Source organism: Microcoleus sp. D3_18a_C4, assembly GCF_036702415.1.
In the GTDB taxonomy this organism is placed as follows: Bacteria; Cyanobacteriota; Cyanobacteriia; order Cyanobacteriales; family Microcoleaceae; genus Microcoleus.
The window spans coordinates 42266-63913 of the sequence record NZ_JAUBTI010000033.1 but is presented as its reverse complement, the minus strand read 5'-3'; the positions used below and the strand labels follow the sequence as shown (position 1 = coordinate 63913).

19 protein-coding genes and 1 pseudogene are annotated in these 21648 nt (G+C 44.3%); 14 read left to right on the top strand and 6 right to left on the bottom strand.

Translation table 11 applies throughout. The features are described 5' to 3' along the window. The 3 genes from QUB16_RS16600 to murJ all read right to left on the bottom strand — a co-directional run. Positions 1-2968: Ig-like domain-containing protein (locus QUB16_RS16600; protein WP_333317694.1), on the bottom strand; the 2968-nt coding region annotated here is incomplete at its 3' end. A gap of 303 nt (positions 2969-3271) precedes the next feature. Further along, positions 3272-3415, bottom strand: a complete 144-nt coding sequence (locus tag QUB16_RS16595) for a hypothetical protein (protein ID WP_333317692.1) — start codon at positions 3413-3415, stop codon at positions 3272-3274. 664 nt (positions 3416-4079) lie between these two features. Next, entirely contained in the window at positions 4080-5693 is a 1614-nt protein-coding gene (gene murJ / locus QUB16_RS16590; RefSeq protein ID WP_333317691.1) for a murein biosynthesis integral membrane protein MurJ, read from the bottom strand. A gap of 67 nt (positions 5694-5760) precedes the next feature. Here murJ and QUB16_RS16585 point away from each other — a divergent pair, with 67 nt between their 5' ends. From QUB16_RS16585 to QUB16_RS16560, 6 genes are all read left to right on the top strand, one after another. Further along, entirely contained in the window at positions 5761-6930 is a 1170-nt protein-coding gene (locus QUB16_RS16585) for a DUF3095 domain-containing protein (protein ID WP_333317689.1), read from the top strand. Positions 6931-7004: 74 nt separating this feature from the next. Beyond that, positions 7005-7736 (top strand): DNA/RNA nuclease SfsA, encoded by a 732-nt coding sequence (gene sfsA, locus QUB16_RS16580; protein WP_333317687.1) that lies wholly within the window; start codon positions 7005-7007, stop codon positions 7734-7736. Positions 7737-7987: 251 nt separating this feature from the next. Then, positions 7988-9310: a 3-isopropylmalate dehydratase large subunit gene (locus QUB16_RS16575; RefSeq protein ID WP_333285787.1), complete on the top strand. Its 1323-nt coding sequence runs from the start codon at positions 7988-7990 to the stop codon at positions 9308-9310. A 163-nt stretch (positions 9311-9473) separates the two neighbouring features. After that, a complete protein-coding gene (locus tag QUB16_RS16570; RefSeq protein ID WP_333317685.1) occupies positions 9474-10271 on the top strand; it encodes a hypothetical protein in 798 nt (265 codons plus the stop codon). Positions 10272-10313: 42 nt separating this feature from the next. Beyond that, a complete protein-coding gene (locus QUB16_RS16565; RefSeq protein ID WP_333317683.1) occupies positions 10314-11075 on the top strand; it encodes a DNA-binding protein in 762 nt (253 codons plus the stop codon). Positions 11076-11297: 222 nt separating this feature from the next. Beyond that, positions 11298-11789 carry a gluconokinase gene (locus QUB16_RS16560; RefSeq protein WP_333317698.1) on the top strand — a complete coding sequence of 164 codons (492 nt, stop codon included), beginning with the start codon at positions 11298-11300 and terminating at the stop codon, positions 11787-11789. 463 nt (positions 11790-12252) lie between these two features. Here QUB16_RS16560 and QUB16_RS16555 read toward each other — a convergent pair whose 3' ends face one another. Continuing rightward, entirely contained in the window at positions 12253-13230 is a 978-nt protein-coding gene (locus QUB16_RS16555; protein ID WP_333317681.1) for a carbohydrate kinase, read from the bottom strand. A gap of 446 nt (positions 13231-13676) precedes the next feature. Between QUB16_RS16555 and QUB16_RS16550 the strand changes: the two genes are divergently transcribed. The 8 genes and pseudogenes from QUB16_RS16550 (at position 13677) to QUB16_RS16515 (ending at position 18875) form a co-directional block, all read left to right on the top strand. After that, positions 13677-13952, top strand: coding sequence for a photosynthetic electron transport-dependent transcriptional regulator PedR (locus QUB16_RS16550; RefSeq protein ID WP_006633901.1), 276 nt, complete (start codon positions 13677-13679; stop codon positions 13950-13952). A gap of 33 nt (positions 13953-13985) precedes the next feature. Continuing rightward, positions 13986-14267 (top strand): hypothetical protein, encoded by a 282-nt coding sequence (locus QUB16_RS16545; protein WP_333317696.1) that lies wholly within the window; start codon positions 13986-13988, stop codon positions 14265-14267. 123 nt (positions 14268-14390) lie between these two features. Continuing rightward, positions 14391-15668, top strand: coding sequence for a histidine--tRNA ligase (hisS, locus tag QUB16_RS16540; protein WP_333317679.1), 1278 nt, complete (start codon positions 14391-14393; stop codon positions 15666-15668). 56 nt (positions 15669-15724) lie between these two features. Further along, positions 15725-15886 (top strand): hypothetical protein, encoded by a 162-nt coding sequence (locus QUB16_RS16535; protein WP_333317676.1) that lies wholly within the window; start codon positions 15725-15727, stop codon positions 15884-15886. 96 nt (positions 15887-15982) lie between these two features. Continuing rightward, the gene (locus QUB16_RS16530) at positions 15983-17116 is read left to right on the top strand and encodes a DNA cytosine methyltransferase (RefSeq protein ID WP_333317674.1); all 1134 of its coding nucleotides are present in this window, start codon (positions 15983-15985) and stop codon (positions 17114-17116) included. Positions 17117-17229: 113 nt separating this feature from the next. Continuing rightward, complete coding sequence (locus tag QUB16_RS16525; RefSeq protein ID WP_333317673.1) at positions 17230-17745, top strand: deaminase domain-containing protein; 516 nt, start codon at positions 17230-17232, stop codon at positions 17743-17745. 140 nt (positions 17746-17885) lie between these two features. Next, a complete protein-coding gene (locus QUB16_RS16520; protein ID WP_333317672.1) occupies positions 17886-18533 on the top strand; it encodes a hypothetical protein in 648 nt (215 codons plus the stop codon). 117 nt (positions 18534-18650) lie between these two features. Next, a pseudogene (locus tag QUB16_RS16515) lies at positions 18651-18875 on the top strand (DUF433 domain-containing protein). Between the two features lie 113 nt (positions 18876-18988). Here the strand turns inward: QUB16_RS16515 and QUB16_RS16510 are convergent. Both QUB16_RS16510 and QUB16_RS16505 read right to left on the bottom strand, forming a co-directional pair. Then, on the bottom strand, positions 18989-20203 hold the full coding sequence (locus QUB16_RS16510; protein ID WP_333317670.1) for a class I SAM-dependent methyltransferase: 1215 nt from the start codon (positions 20201-20203) through the stop codon (positions 18989-18991). A 242-nt stretch (positions 20204-20445) separates the two neighbouring features. After that, positions 20446-21630, bottom strand: a complete 1185-nt coding sequence (locus QUB16_RS16505; protein WP_333145322.1) for an NAD(P)H-quinone oxidoreductase subunit H — start codon at positions 21628-21630, stop codon at positions 20446-20448. Positions 21631-21648: the final 18 nt, after the last annotated feature.

Below are 21648 nucleotides of genomic sequence, written 5' to 3'. Positions count from 1 at the left end.
CAGCCGTGGTGAAATTCCAAGCAGTTGCACCTGTAGTGCCAGCATAATTATTACCAGCTAAGTCTTTAATTGCACCGGCAGCGATTTCGACATAGTAATCAGTACCGGGCGCTAAATCTGCCGTCGGATTAATAGTAACAGTAGAGCCGCTAACGGTGACATTGGCAGAGGTAACATCAATGGTTTCCACCACTGAATTATCAGAGACTTTCTTGATAACAATGTTGCCAGTGCCTTTTTGTACAGATTCACTCAAGGTGACGACTAAATTCGCAGCAACTGCAACAGCGGTGGCATTGTCTGCGGGGACCAAAGTGGTGGCGGTAGGGGGGATGGTGTCAACAGTAGTGAAATTCCAAGCAGTTGCACCTGTAATTCCAGCATAATTGTTGCCAGCTAAGTCTTGAATTGCACCGGCAGCAATTTCAACGTAATAATCAGTACCAGGCGCTAAATCTGCTGTGGGATTAACTGTGACGCTACTGCCAGTAACTGTGATATTGGCTGAGGTGACATCAATGGTTTCAACAATTGAGTTATCCGAGGCTTTCTTGATAACCAAATTGCCAGTGCCTTTCTGTACGGCTTCACTCAAGGTGACAACTAAATTCGCACCCACAGCCACACTGGTGGCGTTGTCTGCGGGGGTGAAACTGGCGGCTGTCGGTGGTGTGGTGTCAGCTACGGTGCTGAAATTCCAAGCAGTTGCACCTGTAGTGCCGGCATAATTGTTACCTGCTAAGTCTTTAATTGCACCAGCGGCAATTTCAACGTAGTAATCTGTACCCTCAACTAAATTTGCTGTGGGATTAATGGTGACGGTACTGCCACTAACCGTGACATTGGCTGAGGTGACATCAATGGTTTCAACAACTGAGTTGTCGGAGACTTTCTTGATGACAATATTGCCGATGCCTTTTTGTACGGCTTCACTCAAGGTGACAACTAAATTAGCAGCAACTGCAACACTGGTGGCGTTGTCTGCGGGGGTGAAACTGGCGGCTGTCGGCGCTGTGGTGTCAGCGACGGTGGTGAAATTCCAAGTAGCTGCACCTGTCGTACCGGCATAATTGTTACCTGCTAAGTCTTTAATTGCACCGGCGGCAATTTCAACGTAGTAACCAGTACCGTTAACTAAGTCAATAGTGGGATTAATGGTGACGCTACTGCCAGTAACTGTGACATTGGTGGAGGTAACGTTGATAGTTTCAACAACTGAGTTGTCGGAGACTTTCTTGATGACAATATTGCCGATGCCTTTTTGTACGGCTTCACTCAAGGTGACAACTAAATTAGCAGCAACTGCAACACTGGTGGCGTTGTCTGCGGGGGTGAAACTGGCGACTGTCGGCGCTGTGGTGTCAGGTGTTTGATCTTCATAGGCACCGATATCAACTGTACTATTCACGATTCGGCTGTAACCTGTCCCGCGCTGATCTAAGGTTAAACTACTGGCGTTAGCATTAATACCAGAATCCAGGGCGGGGCTACCGGCTTGCAAAGAATGGGTTGCAGTAGGGCCACCATTGTTAGCTAGGGCATTTAAGAGAGCATTGAGGGGACTTCCACTTGTGCCTACTTTGGTACTCGTTGTAAAGCTGGTGCTCCCTGTATTATTACCAATTAAATTCCCCCCCCCGTCACTGAATGTACCAGCTACATCAGGGTTTTTAATAGTAGGAGAACTATCAGTATTTCCAGCAATAATGGTATTTCTGACTGTCGTTGTACTCCCACCTACATTAAGAACTCCACCACCGTTCCCTGTGTTGTTGGCATCACTATCAGCCGTATTATTAGTAATTGTTGAGTTGACAATCGTGGTATTGCCTCCGCTATAGGTGATGATAGCTCCCCCATCATTTTTGGCGGTATTAGCAGAAAATGTTGAATTGCTGATGTTTGCGGTGCCACCACTCATAGTAATAGCTGCGCCGCTTGCTTGCGCTGAATTAGCTGTAAAAGTGCTATTATTAATAGTTAATTGACCACTGCCATTAAAAATGGCACCTCCATCAGATAAACCTTGATTGTTGCTAAACGTGCTATTATTTATTGTTGCTATAGCACCGCTATTAAGATATAGTCCCCCGGCAGAACCGCCTGCTGAAGTTAGACCATTACTAACAGTAAGATTATCTAGGGTTAAGTTACCGCTGGAGTTAACATTGAAGATGCGGAAACTGGGTGCTGCTCCGCTGCGTGTAATTGTGGCTCCATTGCCAGTAATGGTTAATGTGCCACTGCTAGTGGTCGCTAAAATTACTGGTAAACCATTATTGCCTCCGGTTGTATTGTTCAGAGCTGTTAGGGTGTAGGTACTGCCGGAAGCTAGGTTAATAATATCATCTGCTGCTGTGCTATTAGCTTGGTTAATTGCCCAAAGTAATCCTCCATTCAAACCGGAACCGGTATTCGAGACATCTCCTGGCAGAACAGTATAGGTAGCTAACACGCCACTGTAAGCTGACAATGTGGCGGGTTGGAATGGTAGCCAAGCAGCAATTTTGCCGATTTGTACGTCTAAGTTCCAGTTTCCTCCTAGTCTGATGTTCCCTATTTTTGTGCTAGAAGCTGCGACATTGGCGCGGGTGATTTCGGCAATGCGATGAATGAAAGCAAGTCCGATCGCGCCTGCTGCAACATTGCAACCATATAAAAGGAAATCGGCGTTTGAAGAGAGAGCCTTTCCCCACTGTTGCAAGTGTTCGAGTTTTTTTTCTAACAGCTCTTTATTAAAGATATCTGTACCCAGATTTAGCGTGCCGGAACTACCGTGAGAAACTACGTGAACTGCCGCAATATCACTTTCCCCCGCCAGTGCGTGGGTAATTTGTTCAATGCCACTACGCTTGTCATCTAAAATGACTATTTTGGCGTTAGCATCTGCGCCTTGGATCAGGCTTTGATAATCTTGTACAGAGGAGTCAATGAAAATAATTTGCTTGTTCGCGATTGGTAGGTTCATAATTCCTGACATCCTTAATATCTATATATTGTTTACATCCAAGTCTGGGCGGGGTTGAAACCCCCGCCTCAAATCTTAAGTGCTCGCTATGAGGACTGAATAATTTATTAGTTCTCTTGCTTAAATAAATCGGGCGGTAAAATTGTTAGCCCGTTCCGCTGGAGGATTAAATAACCTGGAAACATCAAAGGCGTTACCGCGAATTAGTAACTCGATGCTGTCCATAATTCAAGGGATGTTTCTGATACAGAACATCACTTTGGCTTCGGCAAATAGTGCCAGGATTAATGACAGTTTGCTGCATCACAGGCGATTGGTGTCCCCCATCACTTCTTTTTCAGCTTGTGGCTGGTAGTCAGCCGAAAAGATACTCATAATCAGCGTCGGTTTTAGTTCAGGGGAAATAAACACGGAACACTGATTGTTTTGGGTCACGGCTGACAGCATTCGATCTACTTGCGCCCCCAACAGGGGAAGTCATAGCGCTGTGAAACCGGGGATTTTGTCGTAGTAGTGCAGCCAGTAAAGTAGAGTCCGATCGGGCTAGTCCTGATATGAAGTGGGATCTCACTGGCTTCGCGTGGGAATGAATGTGTTTAACATAGATGCAAATTTAATATATCATACTAAAGACATATTTTTTATAAGATATTTTTATTTAACCTTTCGCAACACAACATCCAGGTTTACGATATCTTTACAATTTAGACATCGTGGGTTGGCTTTCCCCTATCTCTATCATTGCTTCGATCCCCTGCCTCTGTAAAGTCGGAAAAGTCGGATCTTAAAGTCGGAAAAGTCGGATCTTTTCCATGTGGACATAATTTAGACCTCCCTCAGAGGCTGTGGGTATGAGGGTTTATTTGTTTTAGCGGAATTTTATTGGCTATTTTGCCAGACAGCATTAAGTTTGACGATATCTTGAGAATCTAGACATCGCCCTTGTTAATTACTCTGGAATTTTTGACCGCAGATGGTGGCGGATATACGCGGATGGACGCTTCGGAGTGTTGATTTGGATTTAAGGACGAGATTCCTTTTTGGTATTTTGTGTACTTAAGGGATCTCGCACTTTTGTTGATTCCTTGAATCTGTCGCCAATTTCGGAGATTTATTTGCGAAAACGGCCCCGAATGCGATCGACAAACATATCAACTTCCGGCAACTTCATCTGACTGACAAACAAGGCAAAAACCCCTAACCCTACAAAACTTGCCACACTCAACTGCACTAATTGAATTACCAAACCTTCAGTACCCAAAACTCTTTGACAGGCTTGCAGAGTAGCCAAGGTAACGAAAGCAGTTAGACAACTGCCAGAAGTTAACCCCAGAAAAGGCAAACTCCACTCCCCCCAAGGTAGGCCACCCAGCTTTTTATTTAAACAGTACAAAAGCATAATCATCGAAATAAGATTCACTCCCACCGTCGCCAAAACTAATCCGGGCGCGCCAAACGCTCCTACTAACAAATAATCCAAAATACCGTTTAAAAAGATATTGATAATACTGATGCGAAAAGGGGTTTCTCCGTCTCCCAAAGCGTAAAATACCCGTACCAAAACGTCGCGTCCCAAATACACAAACATTCCAATACTGTAAGCCATCAATATCGGCGTGACAAACAGCGAGGCCTCTCGATCGAAAGCATAGCGTTCGTAAACCACGCGGACGATCGGCCCAGCCAGCGTTACCATTAAAGCACTCAGCGGCAGCATCGTAAGGGCCGTCAAAATTAAAGATTGACGAATTCGAGCTTTTAATTCCGGCCAATCTCTCGGATCGGTGAGGCGAGAAAATATCGGCAAAAATGGCACTAAAATTACATTAGAAATAATGCCTAAAGGCGTCATAACTAACAAGCCGCTGTAACCCATCGCAGAGGCAGCTTGAGGGATGTAGGATGCGAAAAATAGGTCAGTATAAACATTAATTTGCAGCATTCCTGATGATAAGGTCGCAGGAACCATCACCTTAATTACTTCTTGCACTCCCGGCCGTTTAAAATTAAACCGCAAACGCAATGTTCCCAAGCCGGCGCGCCACTGCGCCACCAGTTGCACCAACCACTGCAAAACTGCGCCCACTAAAGTTCCCCAAGCTAACACTAAGCCGCCCATTAGTGCGAATTCTGGCTGAATAATTTTGTCTCCGAGTTGCATGGCTAAGAAAAGCAAACCGCCGACAAGTGCAACGCTAGAAAATAAAGGGCTGATGGAAGGAAGCCAGTACATATCGGCGGCATTGAGAGTGCCGAAACCAATGCCGATTAAGCCTGAAAGTAATGCCATCGGCGCCATAATCCGAAATTGCTGGACGGCAATTGCTTTGATTTGTAAACCTTCTGCTGTTCTATTTAATCCCGGTGCCACCAAATCTATCAGCGGATCGGCAAAAATAATTAAAGCGATCGTCACCAACAGCAACAAGCCGCCGACTAAGGTGGTGATAGTCTCGACTAAGGGTGCTGCTTCTTTTTTATCCCGGCGGGCTAAAACACTGACTATGGCGCTGTGAAATGGCCCGTTAATCCCTCCCAGCAAAATAAATAAGAAACCAGGGATGACGTAGGCGTAGTTGTAGGCATCGACGGCGACACCGACTCCAAAGGCTGCGGCGATCGCAATTTGGCGCACCAATCCAAAGACTTTGCTAATTAGAGTGGCGAGTGCGACAATGCCGGCAATCCCTGCGAGGGAACGAGAGGGCTTCTGTAATTGGGACACAAATGGTTACAAACGCTAATGCTAAAAGGATTCACTTATTTTAATCGCGAATCGGGAGAATGATAACATGAATTCCGAAAACTTCTATTCCCAATTACCTTTACTGGACAATTTTATCAAGATTACCGATCTGGGTAATTTTGTTGACGTACCTGATGATTGGTACATTGTTGTCACAGATATTCGCGGTTCTACAAAAGCGATTGAAGCTGGAAAATACAAAGAAGTTAACTTATTGGGGGCTTGTTCAATCGTTGCTGTTTTGAATATCGCCGGCAAAACTGAGATTCCGTTTGTCTTTGGTGGCGACGGCGCTTCTCTTTTAATGGGGCCATCGCTTTTACCCGCTGCTAAGATTGCTTTGCTGGCCACTCAACAAATGGCTAAGACTCAATTTGACATGGATTTGCGAGTTGGGGCCGTCCCGGTTCAAGTTGTGGCAGCTAATTATCCGGTTAAAATAGCTAAGTTTAAAGTTTCAGAAAATTACAGCCAAGCTGTTTTTAGTGGCGGCGGCTTAACTCGTGCTACTGAACTTATTAAAGATCCAGCGCCTGGTAATATTTACAGTATTAAAAATAATGGCATTTCTGCAACAGCCGATTTTTCGGGATTGGAGTGCCGGTGGCAGGATATTCCCAGCAAGTATGGGGAAATAGTAACGCTGCTGGTAATGGTGCGAGAAGATTTGGGTCAGCAAAGTCATCAATTATATAGAAAAATTATCAAAAAAATTAACTACATTTACGGCAAGGAAAATAGTTTAAATCCTATCGACACTAAAAACCTTAAATTGACACTTAATAGCGCAAAGCTGATTAAAGAAACTCTAGTTAGGGCGAGCAATGCTAGTTGGTTAGACCGCCAGATGTATTTATCAAAAATCCAGTTAGAGACGGCGCTTGGTTCGCTGCTAATGAATTTGAAGGTTAAGACAGAAGAGTTAGATTGGGGAGTTTATAAAGATATTGCGATCGCAGCTACGGATTACCGCAAATTTGATGATATGTTGAGGATGGTAATTTCTGGCAATGAGTGGCGGCGAAAAAAATTGACGGGGTACTTGGAAAGGAATTACCGAGAAGGCAAGCTGGTTTACGGTTTGCACGTTTCTGACAGAGCGTTGATGACTTGTCTGGTGTTTGAACGCAACGGCCGCCAAGTACATTTTATAGACGGTGCTGATGGTGGTTATGCTTTAGCGGCGAAGGATATGAAACAAAGAATGAATGAATAAGTAAGCCTAGCTAAACTACAAACCGTCGTTTCATGCTATGATGCCTCACTCTACAATCTAAAATCTAAAATCGAATGACTGACTTAATTTACAAATATCCCCCTCTTTTACCCGGAATTCTCATCAAGCGGTACAAGCGATTTTTTGCCGAAATTGAACTAGATTCGGGAGAAATCATTACCGCGCACTGTCCGAATACGGGCCCGATGACAGGTGTTTACATTCCGGGCAATCCAGTGCTAGTATCTCCCAGCGACAATCCTAAACGCAAGTTAGCTTATACTTGGGAATTAATTAAAGTTTGCGACACTGTGCCAACTTGGGTGGGAGTTAATACTGGGCTGCCAAATCGAGTAGTTAAATTGGCTTTGGAATTGAAATTGTTTCCCCAGTTGGGCAATTACAGTTTAATTCAACCGGAGGTTGTTTACGGCACTGATAAAAAAAGTAGAGTGGATTTTTGGCTGACTGGTGAGGAAAAACCGATTTTTCTGGAAGTGAAAAATACAACTTGGGTAAAAGAGGAGTTGGCTTTATTTCCCGATACAGTGACGGAGAGGGGACAGAAACATTTGAGAGAATTGATGGAAGTGGTGCGGCAGGGTTCGAGGGCTGTAATGCTGTATTTTATTAATCGGGGGGATTGTACTGATTTTGCTCCGGGGGATAGTGCCGATCGCCTTTACGGAGAATTGTTCAGACAGGCTATAAGTGAAGGTGTAGAGGTTTTGCCTTGTCGGTTTGACGTGACACCGGAAGGTGTTCGCTATTTGGGATTGGCGAAGCTAAATCTTTATAGCCTTTAATCCTAGTGAAAAAGTGGGATTTTATAAGTCTACTAATACTGCAATAAACTTTCCTTGACCTTTCATTAAAACTAATAGTTCGATCGCGCTTGACTAAATAAGTTTTTTGCGGATGAACAATAACTTCACAATCAGGCGTACTCCCACTTTGAGGAGAAGACGCTCATATTCATAATAAATTTCCTCTCAACATCAGGCGATATTTCGTACAATACACTATGTAGCATCTAATAAAAAAGAGCGATCGCACTATGGGAATGACTCTGACCGAAAAAATATTAGCCAAAGCATCAGGCCGCACTAAAGTCGAGCCCGGAGAAAATATTTGGGTAGAAACAGACGTGTTGATGACCCACGATGTCTGCGGGCCCGGCACCATCGGCGTTTTCAAACGCGAATTCGGTGAGAATGCAAAAGTCTGGAACCCTGACAAAATCGTCCTCATTCCCGACCACTACATTTTCACCAACGACGAACGCGCTAACCGCAACGTCGATATTCTCCGCGATTTTGCCGCCGAACAAGGGATAAAATACTTTTACGACATCACGGATCGATCGGACTTCAAAGCAAATCCCGACTACAAAGGAGTTTGCCACATCGCCCTAGCACAAGAAGGCCACACCAGACCAGGGGAAGTGCTGTTCGGCACAGATTCGCACACCTGCAATGCCGGCGCTTTCGGACAATTCGCCACCGGTATCGGCAATACAGACGCGGCTTTTATCATGGGAACCGGCAAACTGTTAATCAAAGTTCCGGCAACCATGCGCTTTGTACTCAACGGCGAACTGCCGGATTATTTGTTAGCAAAAGACCTGATTTTGCAGATTATTGGTGATATTAGCGTGGCCGGTGCTAACTACCGGACGATGGAATTTGCGGGCGATACCGTTGAGCGTTTGACGATGGAAGAACGGATGACGCTGTGCAATATGGTGATTGAAGCTGGCGGTAAAAACGGCACGGTTGCGCCGGACAAAACTACGTTTGATTACGTTACTTCGCGGACTGATAAAGCCTTCGATTCATTTTACAGCGATGGGGATGCTAAATTTTATAGCGATCGCACCTACGATGTCACCCAATTAGAACCAGTCGTCGCCAAACCGCACTCTCCCGACAACCGCGACTTAGCGCGCAACTGCCGCGATGTCAAGATCGATCGAGTTTACATCGGTTCCTGCACCGGCGGCAAAACCTCCGACTTTCTGAATGCCGCCCGCATTCTGAAAGGAAATCAAGTCAAAGTTCCGACTTATTTAGTACCAGCAACTCAGAAAGTTTACGAAGATTTGTTTGTCACAAAATACGATGGTCAAACGCTTTCGGAAATCTTCTTAGCTGCTGGCTGCATCGAACCCGCAGCGCCTTCTTGCGCCGCTTGTTTGGGCGGCCCGAAAGATACTTTTGGGCGGATGAACGAACCAGAAATTTGTGTATCTACAACTAACCGGAATTTCCCCGGCCGCATGGGGAATAAAGAAGCGCAAGTTTATCTAGCTTCGCCTTACACGGCGGCGGCTTCTGCGCTGACTGGGTATGTCACCGATCCGCGCGAATTCCTGTGTTAGAAGTTGTTAGCGATGTTTAGAATCTTAGATCCTCCACTTCTTAAAGAAGTCGAGGATCTGGGTATTCTGTTTTTTTAGATGGATTTACCGATCGCTGAACGTGACAGCGCTCGGCTAGTTAGAATAAAATGAAAATAAATATCGATGTCAAATCTAAAAAGTCATGATCGATCATAATATTTTCCGTAAAGTGGCTACCACATTTGCCCTAATTGCTATTACCCTATCATGCAGTGCAACGAAGACAGTAACTCGGGCACAAAAGAAAGCAGAAAAGCCACAGCCACAGATTGCTTATGGCGATTTAATCGTTGACTCTGAATCAGAATATATTATGATTCCAGTTATCTTATCTAGCGATGAAAAAGAATCGGGACGCGATCCTATATCATCAAAATTAAGTTTATATGGAGATTCAAGGGGCAGCGGTATGATTGGTTATAATATGATTTTTTATAACAAAAGTAGCGGACAATCTAATATTTTATTAAACAGAAAAGCGTTAATATCAAAATTTGAATATTTGCTACCTAAAAAAGATCCAGAAAATCCCAGCAATCAAAATGAACAAACAAATCAACTGAAGCAAAATCCATCAAAAAAAGTATCCAGCAAGCCTCAGAATCAATTGCTGTTGTTTCATATCATAGATAGCGACACAAATACTGATGGCAAACTTGACGATGCAGACGCGATCGTTGGATATTTATCTAACTTGGCAGGCAAATCGCTTCAGGCAATCACTCCGCCCGATACCCAGTTAATGAGTTGGGTATTTGATAAAAAGAGCGACGGGATTTTTGTTACAATTAGAAAAGACTCCGATGGCGATCGCAAATTTACCGAAAAAGATGATATCGATTTTGTCCGAGTTAATGCCAGCCAGCCCAAGGTTGGCAAAGAGATAATCGACGGTAAAACGCGGCAAGAATTGCAAAAAAATATTCTTAATTCAAAGTAAACATAAGGTGAACACCCTACTTGAATTGACAGGAGATTTGCTTTGAAAACACTATTTTTAGCTTGGCAAAGCCCGGACAGCGGTTCTTGGTTTCCGATTGGTCGATTGACATTTAACGGTAAAGAATACCAGTTCAATTATACAAATGGTGTTCTAGAAGCTAAACTTAAGTGCGGGTTTCAACCTTTGCCATCTTTCCCGGATTTCAATAATGTTTACACTTCACAGAAACTGTTTGCGTTGTTTTCTAATCGAGTGATGGCGCGATCGCGCCCTGAATACCCTGAATTTGTGCAGTGGTTGAATATCCCTGAACACGAACATGACCCAATTGCTTTATTGGCGCGCAGCGGAGGTAAACGGCCAACTGATAAATTTGAGGTGTTCCCTTGTCCCGAACCAGATGAAAATGGACGTTACTGTATCCATTTTTTTGCAGATGGACTGCGATACCTTTCAAAGTCGGCAATTGAACGGATTCATCGGCTTCAAGTGGGCGAACTTTTGTATTTAGCCCACGAATTTCAAAATCCGCGCGCTTCCCGTCTGCTTCTGTGTACTAAAGATCACTGGATTGTCGGCTATTGTCAGCGCTATCTTGTGGATGATATTTTTGAAATTATTTCGCAGCATCCAGAATTGGTTCGCGTAGAAGTCGATCGTCTCAATCAACCCCCAACGCCGCTACAGTTCCGCTTGCTGTGCAAGATGACTGCCGATTGCCCGCAAGGCTTTCGCCCCTTCCAAGGCCCGATGTACCAGCCGGTTAGCAGTGATGTTTTAGCTGCAAGTGCGATCGGATAATCAGCAACAATAAGTAAAATTACGATCGCAAAATTAGGGAAGAAGTCAAGTTAATTATTGTGAATTCATTAGACCAACTCAGGAATAAAATTGCTCTACAATTAGAAATAGACTGGGTTTGTTGAATTGTTGATAATTGTATGATTCATGGGGCAATTTAAGAAACCCGGTTTGTCGATCGCACAACTCGATAAAATTGCAAGTATTCGGTAAATAAACGTGATGATTACAATCGTGATGGGAGTCTCCGGTTCAGGCAAAACTACTGTTGGCAAGTTGCTGGCCCAATCTCTCAATTGGGATTTCAGCGATGCCGACGATTTTCACCCATCAGCTAATATCGATAAAATGAGTCGGGGCATTCCTTTAGAAGATGCGGATCGCCTTCCTTGGCTATTACAATTGCAAGCTGCAATAGACAGGTGGCTGTTAGAAAATAAAAATGTGGTTTTGGCTTGTTCTGCTTTAAAAACATCTTACCGCGAAATGCTCTACCGAGACCAAAAGCGCATGAAGATAGTTTATCTAAAATGTTCTTTTCAGCTATTAGCCACAAGGTTAAAAAGTCGCGAAAATCACTACATGAAAGCAGACTTGCTGTTAAGTCAGTTAGATACTCTCGAAGAACCACAAGATGCAATTATCATAGATGCTTCGCAGCCACTAGAGTTAATCGTGCGCCAAATTATATCATGTCCGCTCGATCGCCCCTAATACAATTGCCGGGGCGGGTTTTTGAGATTGTCTGTTTTTGGCAAATATTATTGGCTCACGGGCCCCTACAGGAATCAGGGTAATCGACCGGACATGATATGATGTGTGGTTAATTGCCCACAATAAAACCTATAATACTAAATCGGGCTTAAATACCAGTTTATTTCTTACTCCCTCTTAACTAGGGCGAGAGTTTGTATAGTAGCGAGTTTAATCGCCAAGTCTTATATAGCAATCCTAAATGATTCAGATAAATTTGTAGGGGTAGTGCCAAGAGTGCTGACCCCCTATCTATCGGGCAACCGGGCGTGGGATTGCCCCTACAATAATTATGCAAATGATGCCAGGATTGCTATAGAGGGTTTTTAACGCGAATTTCTATAACAGTTATTTTTTTCCTAGCAATCGGGTTTCTGAACCAAATTTAGCCCCCTCCCCGTTTTGGGGGGAGAGGTTTTGCCTGCTAATTTTTGTACAAATACAAGAAAGCTTCTACTTCAGCGGCGGTTGGTTGAGCCGCAATTGCACCGGGTTTCATCGCTGTCATCGAACCTACCGCATTCGCATAAGTTACAACTTTTTTGGTTATTTCTGGAGTGGCTAAACTCTTAATTCCCACCTTGCACAATTGGCTGACAAAACCAGCCATAAAACCGTCGCCGGCACCTGTTGTATCCTCAACATCTACTGTAAAGGCGGGGATTTTTCCTTCATTTTCCGAGATACAATAGGCGCAACCTTTCTCGCCTGCAGTCACCAAAACGCCTTCTACGGAATCGAGGCGGTAGGTAATAGCTCCAGCGTCGGTAGTGTCAAACAACCATTCGGCTTCTTCCTCGGATAGCTTGACAAAATCAACTTTTTTTAATATTTTTCTAATGGGCGCTTTTGCTTCGTCTGGATTTGGCCAAAATACGGGACGCCAATTGATGTCAAGTATAATTTTAACGTCGTACTGTTCTGCTAGTTCGATCGCTCGGACGATCGCGTCTCGACTTTCAGGATAAGCTAATTCTAAAGTGCCTAGCACTAAATATTCGGCATTTTCAAACAGCACTTCGGGTAGTTGTGCAGCAAGGAGGCGGGTGTCGGCAAAATCCGCAGTATCAAAGTCGCCAAAACCGGCAAAAGATCGATCGCCCGCTTCATTCCGCAAGACATAAACTTGCCGCGTCGGCGCACTTGGATGTCGCTGCACTCCAGCAATATCAACCCCTACTTCTTGCAATACCTGCACTAGGGAATTCCCCAATTCATCCCCACCTACAGCACCGATAAAGCCCGCCGCCGTCCCCAATTTAGCCAAAGCACAGGCAACATTAGCAGGAGCACCGCCGGGATATGCCGTCCAAGATTCTACCTCTTCGAGAGATACTCCTGGTTTGTCTGCTAAACAATCAAATAAAACTTCACCCAGACACAGAACGCGAGGATAAGTCATAGAAATTTGAGATTTGAGATTTGAGATTTTAGACCAGCAGTAGACAGGTCAATAATGATTTTTAACCCATCCCAGAAAAATTGCCAGCTATTTTTTTATGGCTGATCCTATAATATCAGACGTACTGATATTGGCAGTTACTCCCTAACGGCTGAAATATAGTGCGGGCTTATAAGTTAGTTGTTTTACGCGCAAACATCTGCAGGTTGGGCCCGGATGTCAGATAGGCGTAGGTAAAGGCAGCATCCGCCACCCGACGCACAACCAGTGCAAGTGGCTGTGCGTCATGCTGTGTCAGCGCTGAGTTTGCACTTTTTGCGATTCTACAAGCGAGTTGGTGCTTCGGACCCGAAAGAGTAGCACAGCAAATTTAATTTGCTCTTCATACTTCATCCCTCATCCTCTAGAATTGTAGATAGGTAAATATGCAGACATAGGAAAAATTTATGAGTGGGATTGTCTCTGGAACCCCTGTCACCCTGTCGGACAGAGAATTGCAAGTGGTAGAGTTAGTAGCGGCGGGATTGACTAATGAGAAAATCGCCGAAAAGTTAGAGATTAGCAAGCGTACAGTTGACAACCACATTAGCAATATCTTGAACAAGACGCGCGCTGACAATCGAGTTACCCTTGTACGCTGGGCGTTGCAGTGGGGAAAGGTATGTTTGGACAATATTAACTGCTGTCCTCTACCGCGGCCGATCGATAAAGAAGTATCTTAAGTAGGGATTTTGGTTGGGACAGGCAAAGAAATGATGCAAACGGCACAAGAAAAACAACTCCGCTATCACATTCAATCCCCTGGATTGCCGCTGGCGGTGTATCGCGAAGTGGCGGTCCATTTGCGTCAAGTTGAAGGGGTGCAAACCGGTTTAATCCCGCAGCAGTCGCAGCGGTTTGATTACAGGGACAGCCAAATTGGGGGTTTGTGGATACAGTATCCTGAAGGGTTCGATTTGGCAGGTCGCGAGCGGGTCGATCGCATTTTGGCTTATTATGGCGATCGTTACGGAGCGTGGGAATTATTAAGTCATTAGTTATTGGGAATTGTTAGCTGTTGACTGTTGACTGTTAACTGTTGACTGTTGACGGTTAACTAATAACTAATGATTAATAACTAATGATTAATGACTACTAACTACTGACTACTGACTAACAAAATGAGTGCAATTAAAACTTTACCGGGAACGCGGGATATTTTGCCCGCTGAAATTCAATATTGGCAAAATATAGAAGAAGTCGCTAGAACAATTTTGAAAAAAGCGGCTTATCGAGAAATTCGGACGCCAATTTTTGAACAGACATCTTTATTTGAACGCGGCATCGGAGAAGCTACCGATGTCGTGGGCAAAGAAATGTACACTTTTAAGGATAAGGGCGATCGAGCGACAACTTTGCGTCCAGAAGGCACCGCCGGAGTAGTCCGAGCTTTTATTCAAAACAGTTTGTACGCGGCGGGAGACGTGCAGCGTCTGTGGTATGCGGGACCGATGTTTCGCTACGAACACACGCAAGAAGGAAGACAGCGGCAGTTCAATCAAATTGGCGTGGAAGTGTTGGGGAGTGCGAATCCTCGTGCGGATGTCGAAGTAATTGCGATCGCCTGCGACATCCTGCAAACCCTCGGTTTAAAAAATTTGCGCCTCGATATTAATTCTGTCGGAAATAAGCAAGACAGACAAAATTACCGACAAGCTTTGATCGATTATTTTACACCGTACAAAGACAAATTAGACGCGGATTCTCAAGATCGCTTGACTCGCAATCCGCTGCGGATATTGGACAGCAAAAATCCGCGCACTCAAGAAATTGTAGCTGGTGCGCCGAGTATTTTGGACTATTTGGGAGAGGAATCGCGAGATCACTTCGAGCAAGTGCAGCTTATGCTCAAAAATTTAGGAATTAGCTATCAGTTAAATCCCAGATTAGTGCGCGGTTTAGATTACTATACCTACACCGCATTTGAAATTATCTCCGACGATTTGGGAGCGCAAGCAACAGTTTGCGGAGGCGGCCGCTACGACGGTTTAGTAAAGGAATTGGGCGGCCCAGATACGGCGGCAGTCGGTTGGGCAATGGGTATCGAAAGGTTGATTATCCTGCTGCAAAAGTTGCAACCTTTGCCCGCGCCGAAGTTAGATTTTTATTTGGTATCCAGGGGCGAAAAAGCAGAACAGCAATCGGTATTGTTAGCTCAAAAATTGCGAAGTGCCGGGTTTAGCGTAGAAATAGATTTGAGTGCTAGTCCTTTCAAGAAACAGTTTAAAAGAGCCGACAGAAGCGGTGCAGTTGCGTGTTTAGTTTTGGGAGATGCCGAAGCTGAAAACGAGACGGTACAATTGAAGTGGTTGGCGAGCGGTGAACAAAGTGCGATCGCCCAATCGGAACTACTAGCAATGAAAAACGAGCTACAGCAGAAGATCATAGCTGCATATTAAGTCCGGCAGGGAATGAATTCCCTGCCTCAAAGCTAAAGTCCTCGCTATGAGGACTAATGAGTTTAAAAGCCTTCTTCTCAGTCCTCTTTAGCGGACTTCAGTTATTAGCCAAGCGAACAGAACAAGAACGTCAACGAGCAGATCGCGAAAGACTCCGCGCTGAAAAATTGGCCGAAAAACTGCGTCAAGCGGGGATCGAGTTAGATGATGAAGAGTGAAATATCAATTGATGAGTCGAGTTCGATCGTGTTTTGGTATGATGACACTCTTATGGTGCGGGCATCCAGCCCGCCCTTGGCTAACTTTACACTCCTATGTTAATCGAACGTCTCCAGCCGATCGCCTGGACAAAAAAACCGCGACTCATATCCTTATTTTCTGGTTGCGGCGGCATGGATTTGCCATTCCATCAAGCCGGATTTGAGGTAGTTTGGGCGATCGACTCCAATAAATACGCCTGCAAAACATTCAGCAGAAACATTGCTGATGTCATCATCAACGACAGCATAGAAAATATAGACATTGCACAAGTTCCCGAAGCGGAAATATGTATAGGAGGGTTCCCCTGTCAAGATTTCTCCCTAATTTGGAAACGCCCCGGACTGGAAGGAACCAGAGGCAATTTATATACATACTTTCTCGATTTTGTCAATAAAAAAAAGCCCAAAGCTTTTGTAGCAGAAAATGTCAAAGGCTTATTAAGTGCAAATAATTATCAAGCAATAAAACAAATAATTTCTGATTTTGAAAGTATCGCTCCCGGCTACTTAGTTAAACCTAAACTCTACAACTTTGCGGATTACGGAGTTCCGCAATTTCGGCAAAGAGTGTTATTAGTTGGCCTTCGGATGGATACAGGATTTAACTTTGTGCATCCTCAGCCAGAATACGGTCAAAATCGCAAAAATCCTTATCGAACAGCGGGCGAAGCACTCAAAAATGTGGAAGCAGTTCTGGACAATAACCAACATCATAAAATTCAAGCCCGCACCGTTGAAATTTTAAATCGAATTAAACCGGGAGGCAATTTTTCTGATATTCCCAAGGATAGTCCATACTATGTCAAAGGCATGATCAGTCACGTTTATCGGCGAATTCATCCAGATAAACCATCATCGACAATTATTGCTGGTGGAGGTGGCGGGACTTGGGGTTATCATTATTTAGAACCGCGTTCTTTGACCAATCGTGAAAGGGCAAGATTGCAAACCTTTCCCGATGATTTTGTTTTTGAAGGTTCTACGACTGAAGTACGGCGGCAGATTGGCAATGCAGTGCCGCCGCAGGGAATCGCTGCTGTTGTGCAGTCTTTAATTCCGCTATTTAAGGGGGATTATCCGCAAGTTGATTTATATGAAATGAGTAAAAAGTTGCAGGAAATGTCAATTCAAGAGCGATTGAAATGGGCTGAATTAGAGGTGTCAGAGCAGAGTTGGCAGTTGATTTGAAAGTGTGGTATAATCAAAATACCTGAGTCAGATGAAGCTTAAATCTTATGTCTAAGTCAGGTTATATATATTTTTATTTATCGATGCCTCCAGTAAAATTACTTATTTCTCCCGTGAACAAAAACTTAACTACAGGAAACCCCTCTAGAAAGACACCTCCTTACAAGTATCCCGAAGGCATCCCTGAGTGCCATGCGGATATCGTAGAGGAACTGCGAACTAAGGCTCAAGAAGTTCGATCGACTTATATTAAAAACGACTCTGGTAATGTTGCTGTTGCCAAACTAGAACTCCCAACCGGTAGAGTTTATAGAGAAGAAGCTACTAGCAAGAAAAAGCCTCTGAATATTCCAGGTGAAAACAATGGGCCAAAGTTGCTGTTTGAACCAAGGATTGACAGAGCATCATTCAATAATAATTATAACGAAAAACACGCTGAGTACAAGCTCTTCAATGCACTTGCAGCAGAGTTGGAACGAGATAGTGTACCTTCGGAGGCGACAGGAAGGCTTTACCTTTACACGCGCCGGAATATGTGTTCTGGCTGCTACACTACCTGCAATGAAGACTTTGCTAGGTGGTTCCCCAACATTGAAGTGATTATCTTCTACGAGGAGCCATATCCGTAGAAATATAGGATCAAAAGCCAGTAGAGCCAAGGAAGGCTTTACTGGCTTCTCTGGGTAAGGTAGAATGGAAGTGATATTAATCTTAAAACTAGCTTGATATTAGTTGACGATCAAGGAAAATACATAAGGAGGGAAAGTCAATGATAAAGTTTGCTCTAGGTCACTACACCGATTTTAAATTGCCCAGCAACTCAGATATTCCTGAGCAATTACAGCAAACACTTCGCACGGTTTGGGATAGAAAATATGACGATTTATACGAAAGAGGCGGAAACAGCGATGTAGAAGAAGCTTTTGTACAAGTAATGACGGCCTTTGGAATGCCTAATGATGCAATATCTCATCAGCGATACGTCTATATGGCTTATGGAATAGCATTAGCAGCTAAACCGACCATTAAACATTACTTTCCTGAAGAACACAAGGCTGATATCGTTGAAGGAATTATATCTTGTTGGCTAAAAGATGGCGGTGAAATTCCCGAAACTTGGGCTGACACATTGTTTCCTCATATCGACAAAATTGGAAAATATCAAGCTACTGACGAAGCTTATAATATTTTCTATGGGTTGCTGCAAACACTCAACACGAAAACAGCTTATAATGCCATCTTGGATATTTTGTATGATGCCATTACCGGAGATGCTATTTCTGGTTTTGCTGCGGCTCAACGAGATATGTTTAATTGGTGGTTGATCGAGGTGGTTCCTGCTGCCTATTGTTTAAAGCTACCATCTACTTTATATTCAGGGAAATGGGATTTTCCGCCGTTGAGTCAGTGCGCTTAAGTGATGACCAAAGTAATTGGTACAGCTTAATTAGTTAATAATCATGGGAATCCAGTTATTGACAATTACGAGCGCACTCATTCATACTATAACTAAGCGTTGTAGGAGCTAACTTTAATGTCATATCTATTCGCCAGAATCACGGTTAATCCTAGACAGTGTGGCGGTCGCCCTTGCATTCGTGGCATGAGAATTCGGGTATCAGACGTACTGGACTTATTTGTGGCTGGTTTGAGTGCGGAACAAATACTAGAATAAATGCCCGATCTTGAAGCAGACGATCTGAAAGCATCTCTTTTGTATGCTTCGCGCAAACTCAATCATCCGGTATTGGTTGCATGACAATAATTTGGGTGGATACAGAATCAATCAAAATTACATCAGCGTTAATCAGCGTTCATCTGCGGTTCCAAAAATCTCAACTATTAAATTAGTTAATAATCAATTTGGAATAATCAATCAGGCACCATCAAACCCTTCAAAATTCTCCCCTTCTCCTCCTCCCTCAACCCTTTACACTGCACCAAAACCCCAAAACCCCCCAAACCCATCGGATCGATTAACTGATGCAAAGCCTCCCGTCGCCGCAAAAACGTTGCCACATCCAATACTTCCGCATCATTTGTTGATAGAGAAGCAATACGATCGCCCAAACCCAACGCCATCAAAAACAAAGCCTGCTGAGTAAACCCTACCACATCCAAACCGCACAATTCACCCTGCCTTTCCAACGCCGTAAAATTAACATGAGCCGTTAAATCCTGCCGCCCCACATTAATATAAGGATTATTGTGATATCGGTGGCGATAATAACACTGTAGCGTCCCCTCCCTGCGCCTCGGATTGTAATAGCGGTGCGCCGGATGGCCGTAATCAATAGTTAACAAATATCCCCGCTGCAACTTTTGAGCAACTGTACTCATCCAGTCCAAAGCCGCCAAATTTACTTCACTGCGATAACCATCCCCATAAGCACTCGCCGACAAATCGATGCTTACCAAATCCAAATATTCGGCAATTTTAGGGGTGGAAACTTCGCCAATTACTTCAACAAAATTTATCTCTTCTTGTTCATTTTTTGGGGTTTCTGCGGCAACATAAATCTCCCTAACTTGCCCTTCTTCCAGAATAAATTGATGCACTGGCAAAGCATCCACTAACTCGTTAGAAAAGAAACAACCGACAATTGAATTATTAACTATCTCATCCCACTTACACCACTTAACACACTTAATATCGGCTAAAGTTTGCCGCTGTTCCGCTTGGAGCCCAGGGGAAAGTTCAATAATAATGTATTCTAAAATATGAAAGAAATCGGGATGTTGCCGTTGCAGATATTGCAGCACATTTTCGGCAAAATTTCCCCGCCCAGCGCCCATTTCTACGATCGCGAAGTTTTGAGGTTTGGCGAGAATTTCCCACATTTCCACAAACTGATCCGCCAAAACCTCCGCAAAATCAGCACCCCAATGAGACGACGTGATAAAATCGCCTTGTTTGCCGATCGACGGGCGATCGCTATTGTAATAACCGTGCTGCGGATGATATAATGCCAAATCCATATATTCAGCAAAAGTAATACGCTGCTGGGGACTGGCGGCAATTCTTTCGCAGATTAAAGCGCAGAGTTCCGGGTTGCTGTCATTGATATCTGATTGCTGAACTTTCATAATTTATCGAATTAAAGTTGATGTTATTTCATTTGTGAAGGAGAGATTTTTTTTATTAACCGCAGAGGGCGCAGAGGGCACAGAGGAAGAGAGAAGAGAGAAATAAGGTACATTTTAGCGACGTTAAGAGCAATATTAATCGAGATCGATCGGCGTTTATCCGCGTTTATCTGCGGTTCAAAAAAATCAACCCGGTTCCCTAAAAAAACCGGGTTAATTTCTTAGATAAAAACCGACAAAACCTACCTATCAACCGAGCCCATAATAATGTCGATACTCCCCAAAATTGCCACCAAATCGGCAATCTTCACGCCGCGCACAATGTGAGGCAAAATCTGCAAATTATTAAAATCCGCAGCCCGAATCTTCCAGCGCCAAGGAAACACAGTATCATCCCCGATAATATAAATCCCCAGCTCACCCTTGCCGCTTTCAACGCGGACATAATGTTCGCCCTTGGGAATCTTAAAAGTCGGCGCCACTTTTTTGCCAATAAACTGATAGTCAAAACCATTCCATTCAGATTTTGGCCCGCTTTCTAAGCGCTTCGCTTCTAAATTCTCGTAAGGGCCGCCGGGGAGTCCTTTCAAGGCTTGATTGATAATCTTAACCGACTCGCGCATCTCCCGAATCCGTACTAAATACCGGGCTAAACAATCGCCAGCAGCTTCGGTACAAACTTCCCAGTCGAAGTCGTCATAACATTCGTAATGGTCAACTTTCCGCAAATCCCAATTTACGCCGGAACCGCGCAACATGGGGCCGGAAAGTCCCCAGTTAATCGCTTCGTTGCGAGAAATAGTACCCAGCCCTTCAATCCGGCGGCGGAAGATTGGATTGTTGGTAATTAAACGTTCGTACTCGTCAATTTTGGGAACGAAATAATCGCAGAAATCTTGGCACTTATCTACCCAACCGTAGGGCAAATCGGCGGCTACTCCGCCAATGCGGAAATAGTTATTATTAACCATGCGATAACCGGTCGCTGCTTCCCACAAGTCGAGAATTGGTTCGCGATCGCGCATAGTATAGAAAAAAGGAGTTTGCGCGCCCACGTCCGCCAAAAACGGCCCTACCCACATCAAGTGGTTAGCAATCCGGTTCAACTCCAGCATGATTACCCGAATATAACTAGCCCGTTTGGGGACAGCAATATTTGCCAACTTTTCCGGTGCATTCACTGTCACCGCTTCGTTAAACATCCCCGCAGCGTAGTCCCAGCGGCTCACGTAGGGCACGTACATCACGTTGGTGCGGTTTTCGGCGATTTTTTCCATCCCCCGGTGCAGATAGCCCAAAACAGGCTCGCAGTCCACCACATCTTCCCCGTCTAGGGTGACGATTAGCCGGAGTACCCCGTGCATGGATGGGTGGTGCGGCCCCATGTTGAGCACCATCGGTTCGGTTCTAGTCTCAATTCTTGACATAATTAAATGAATTAATGA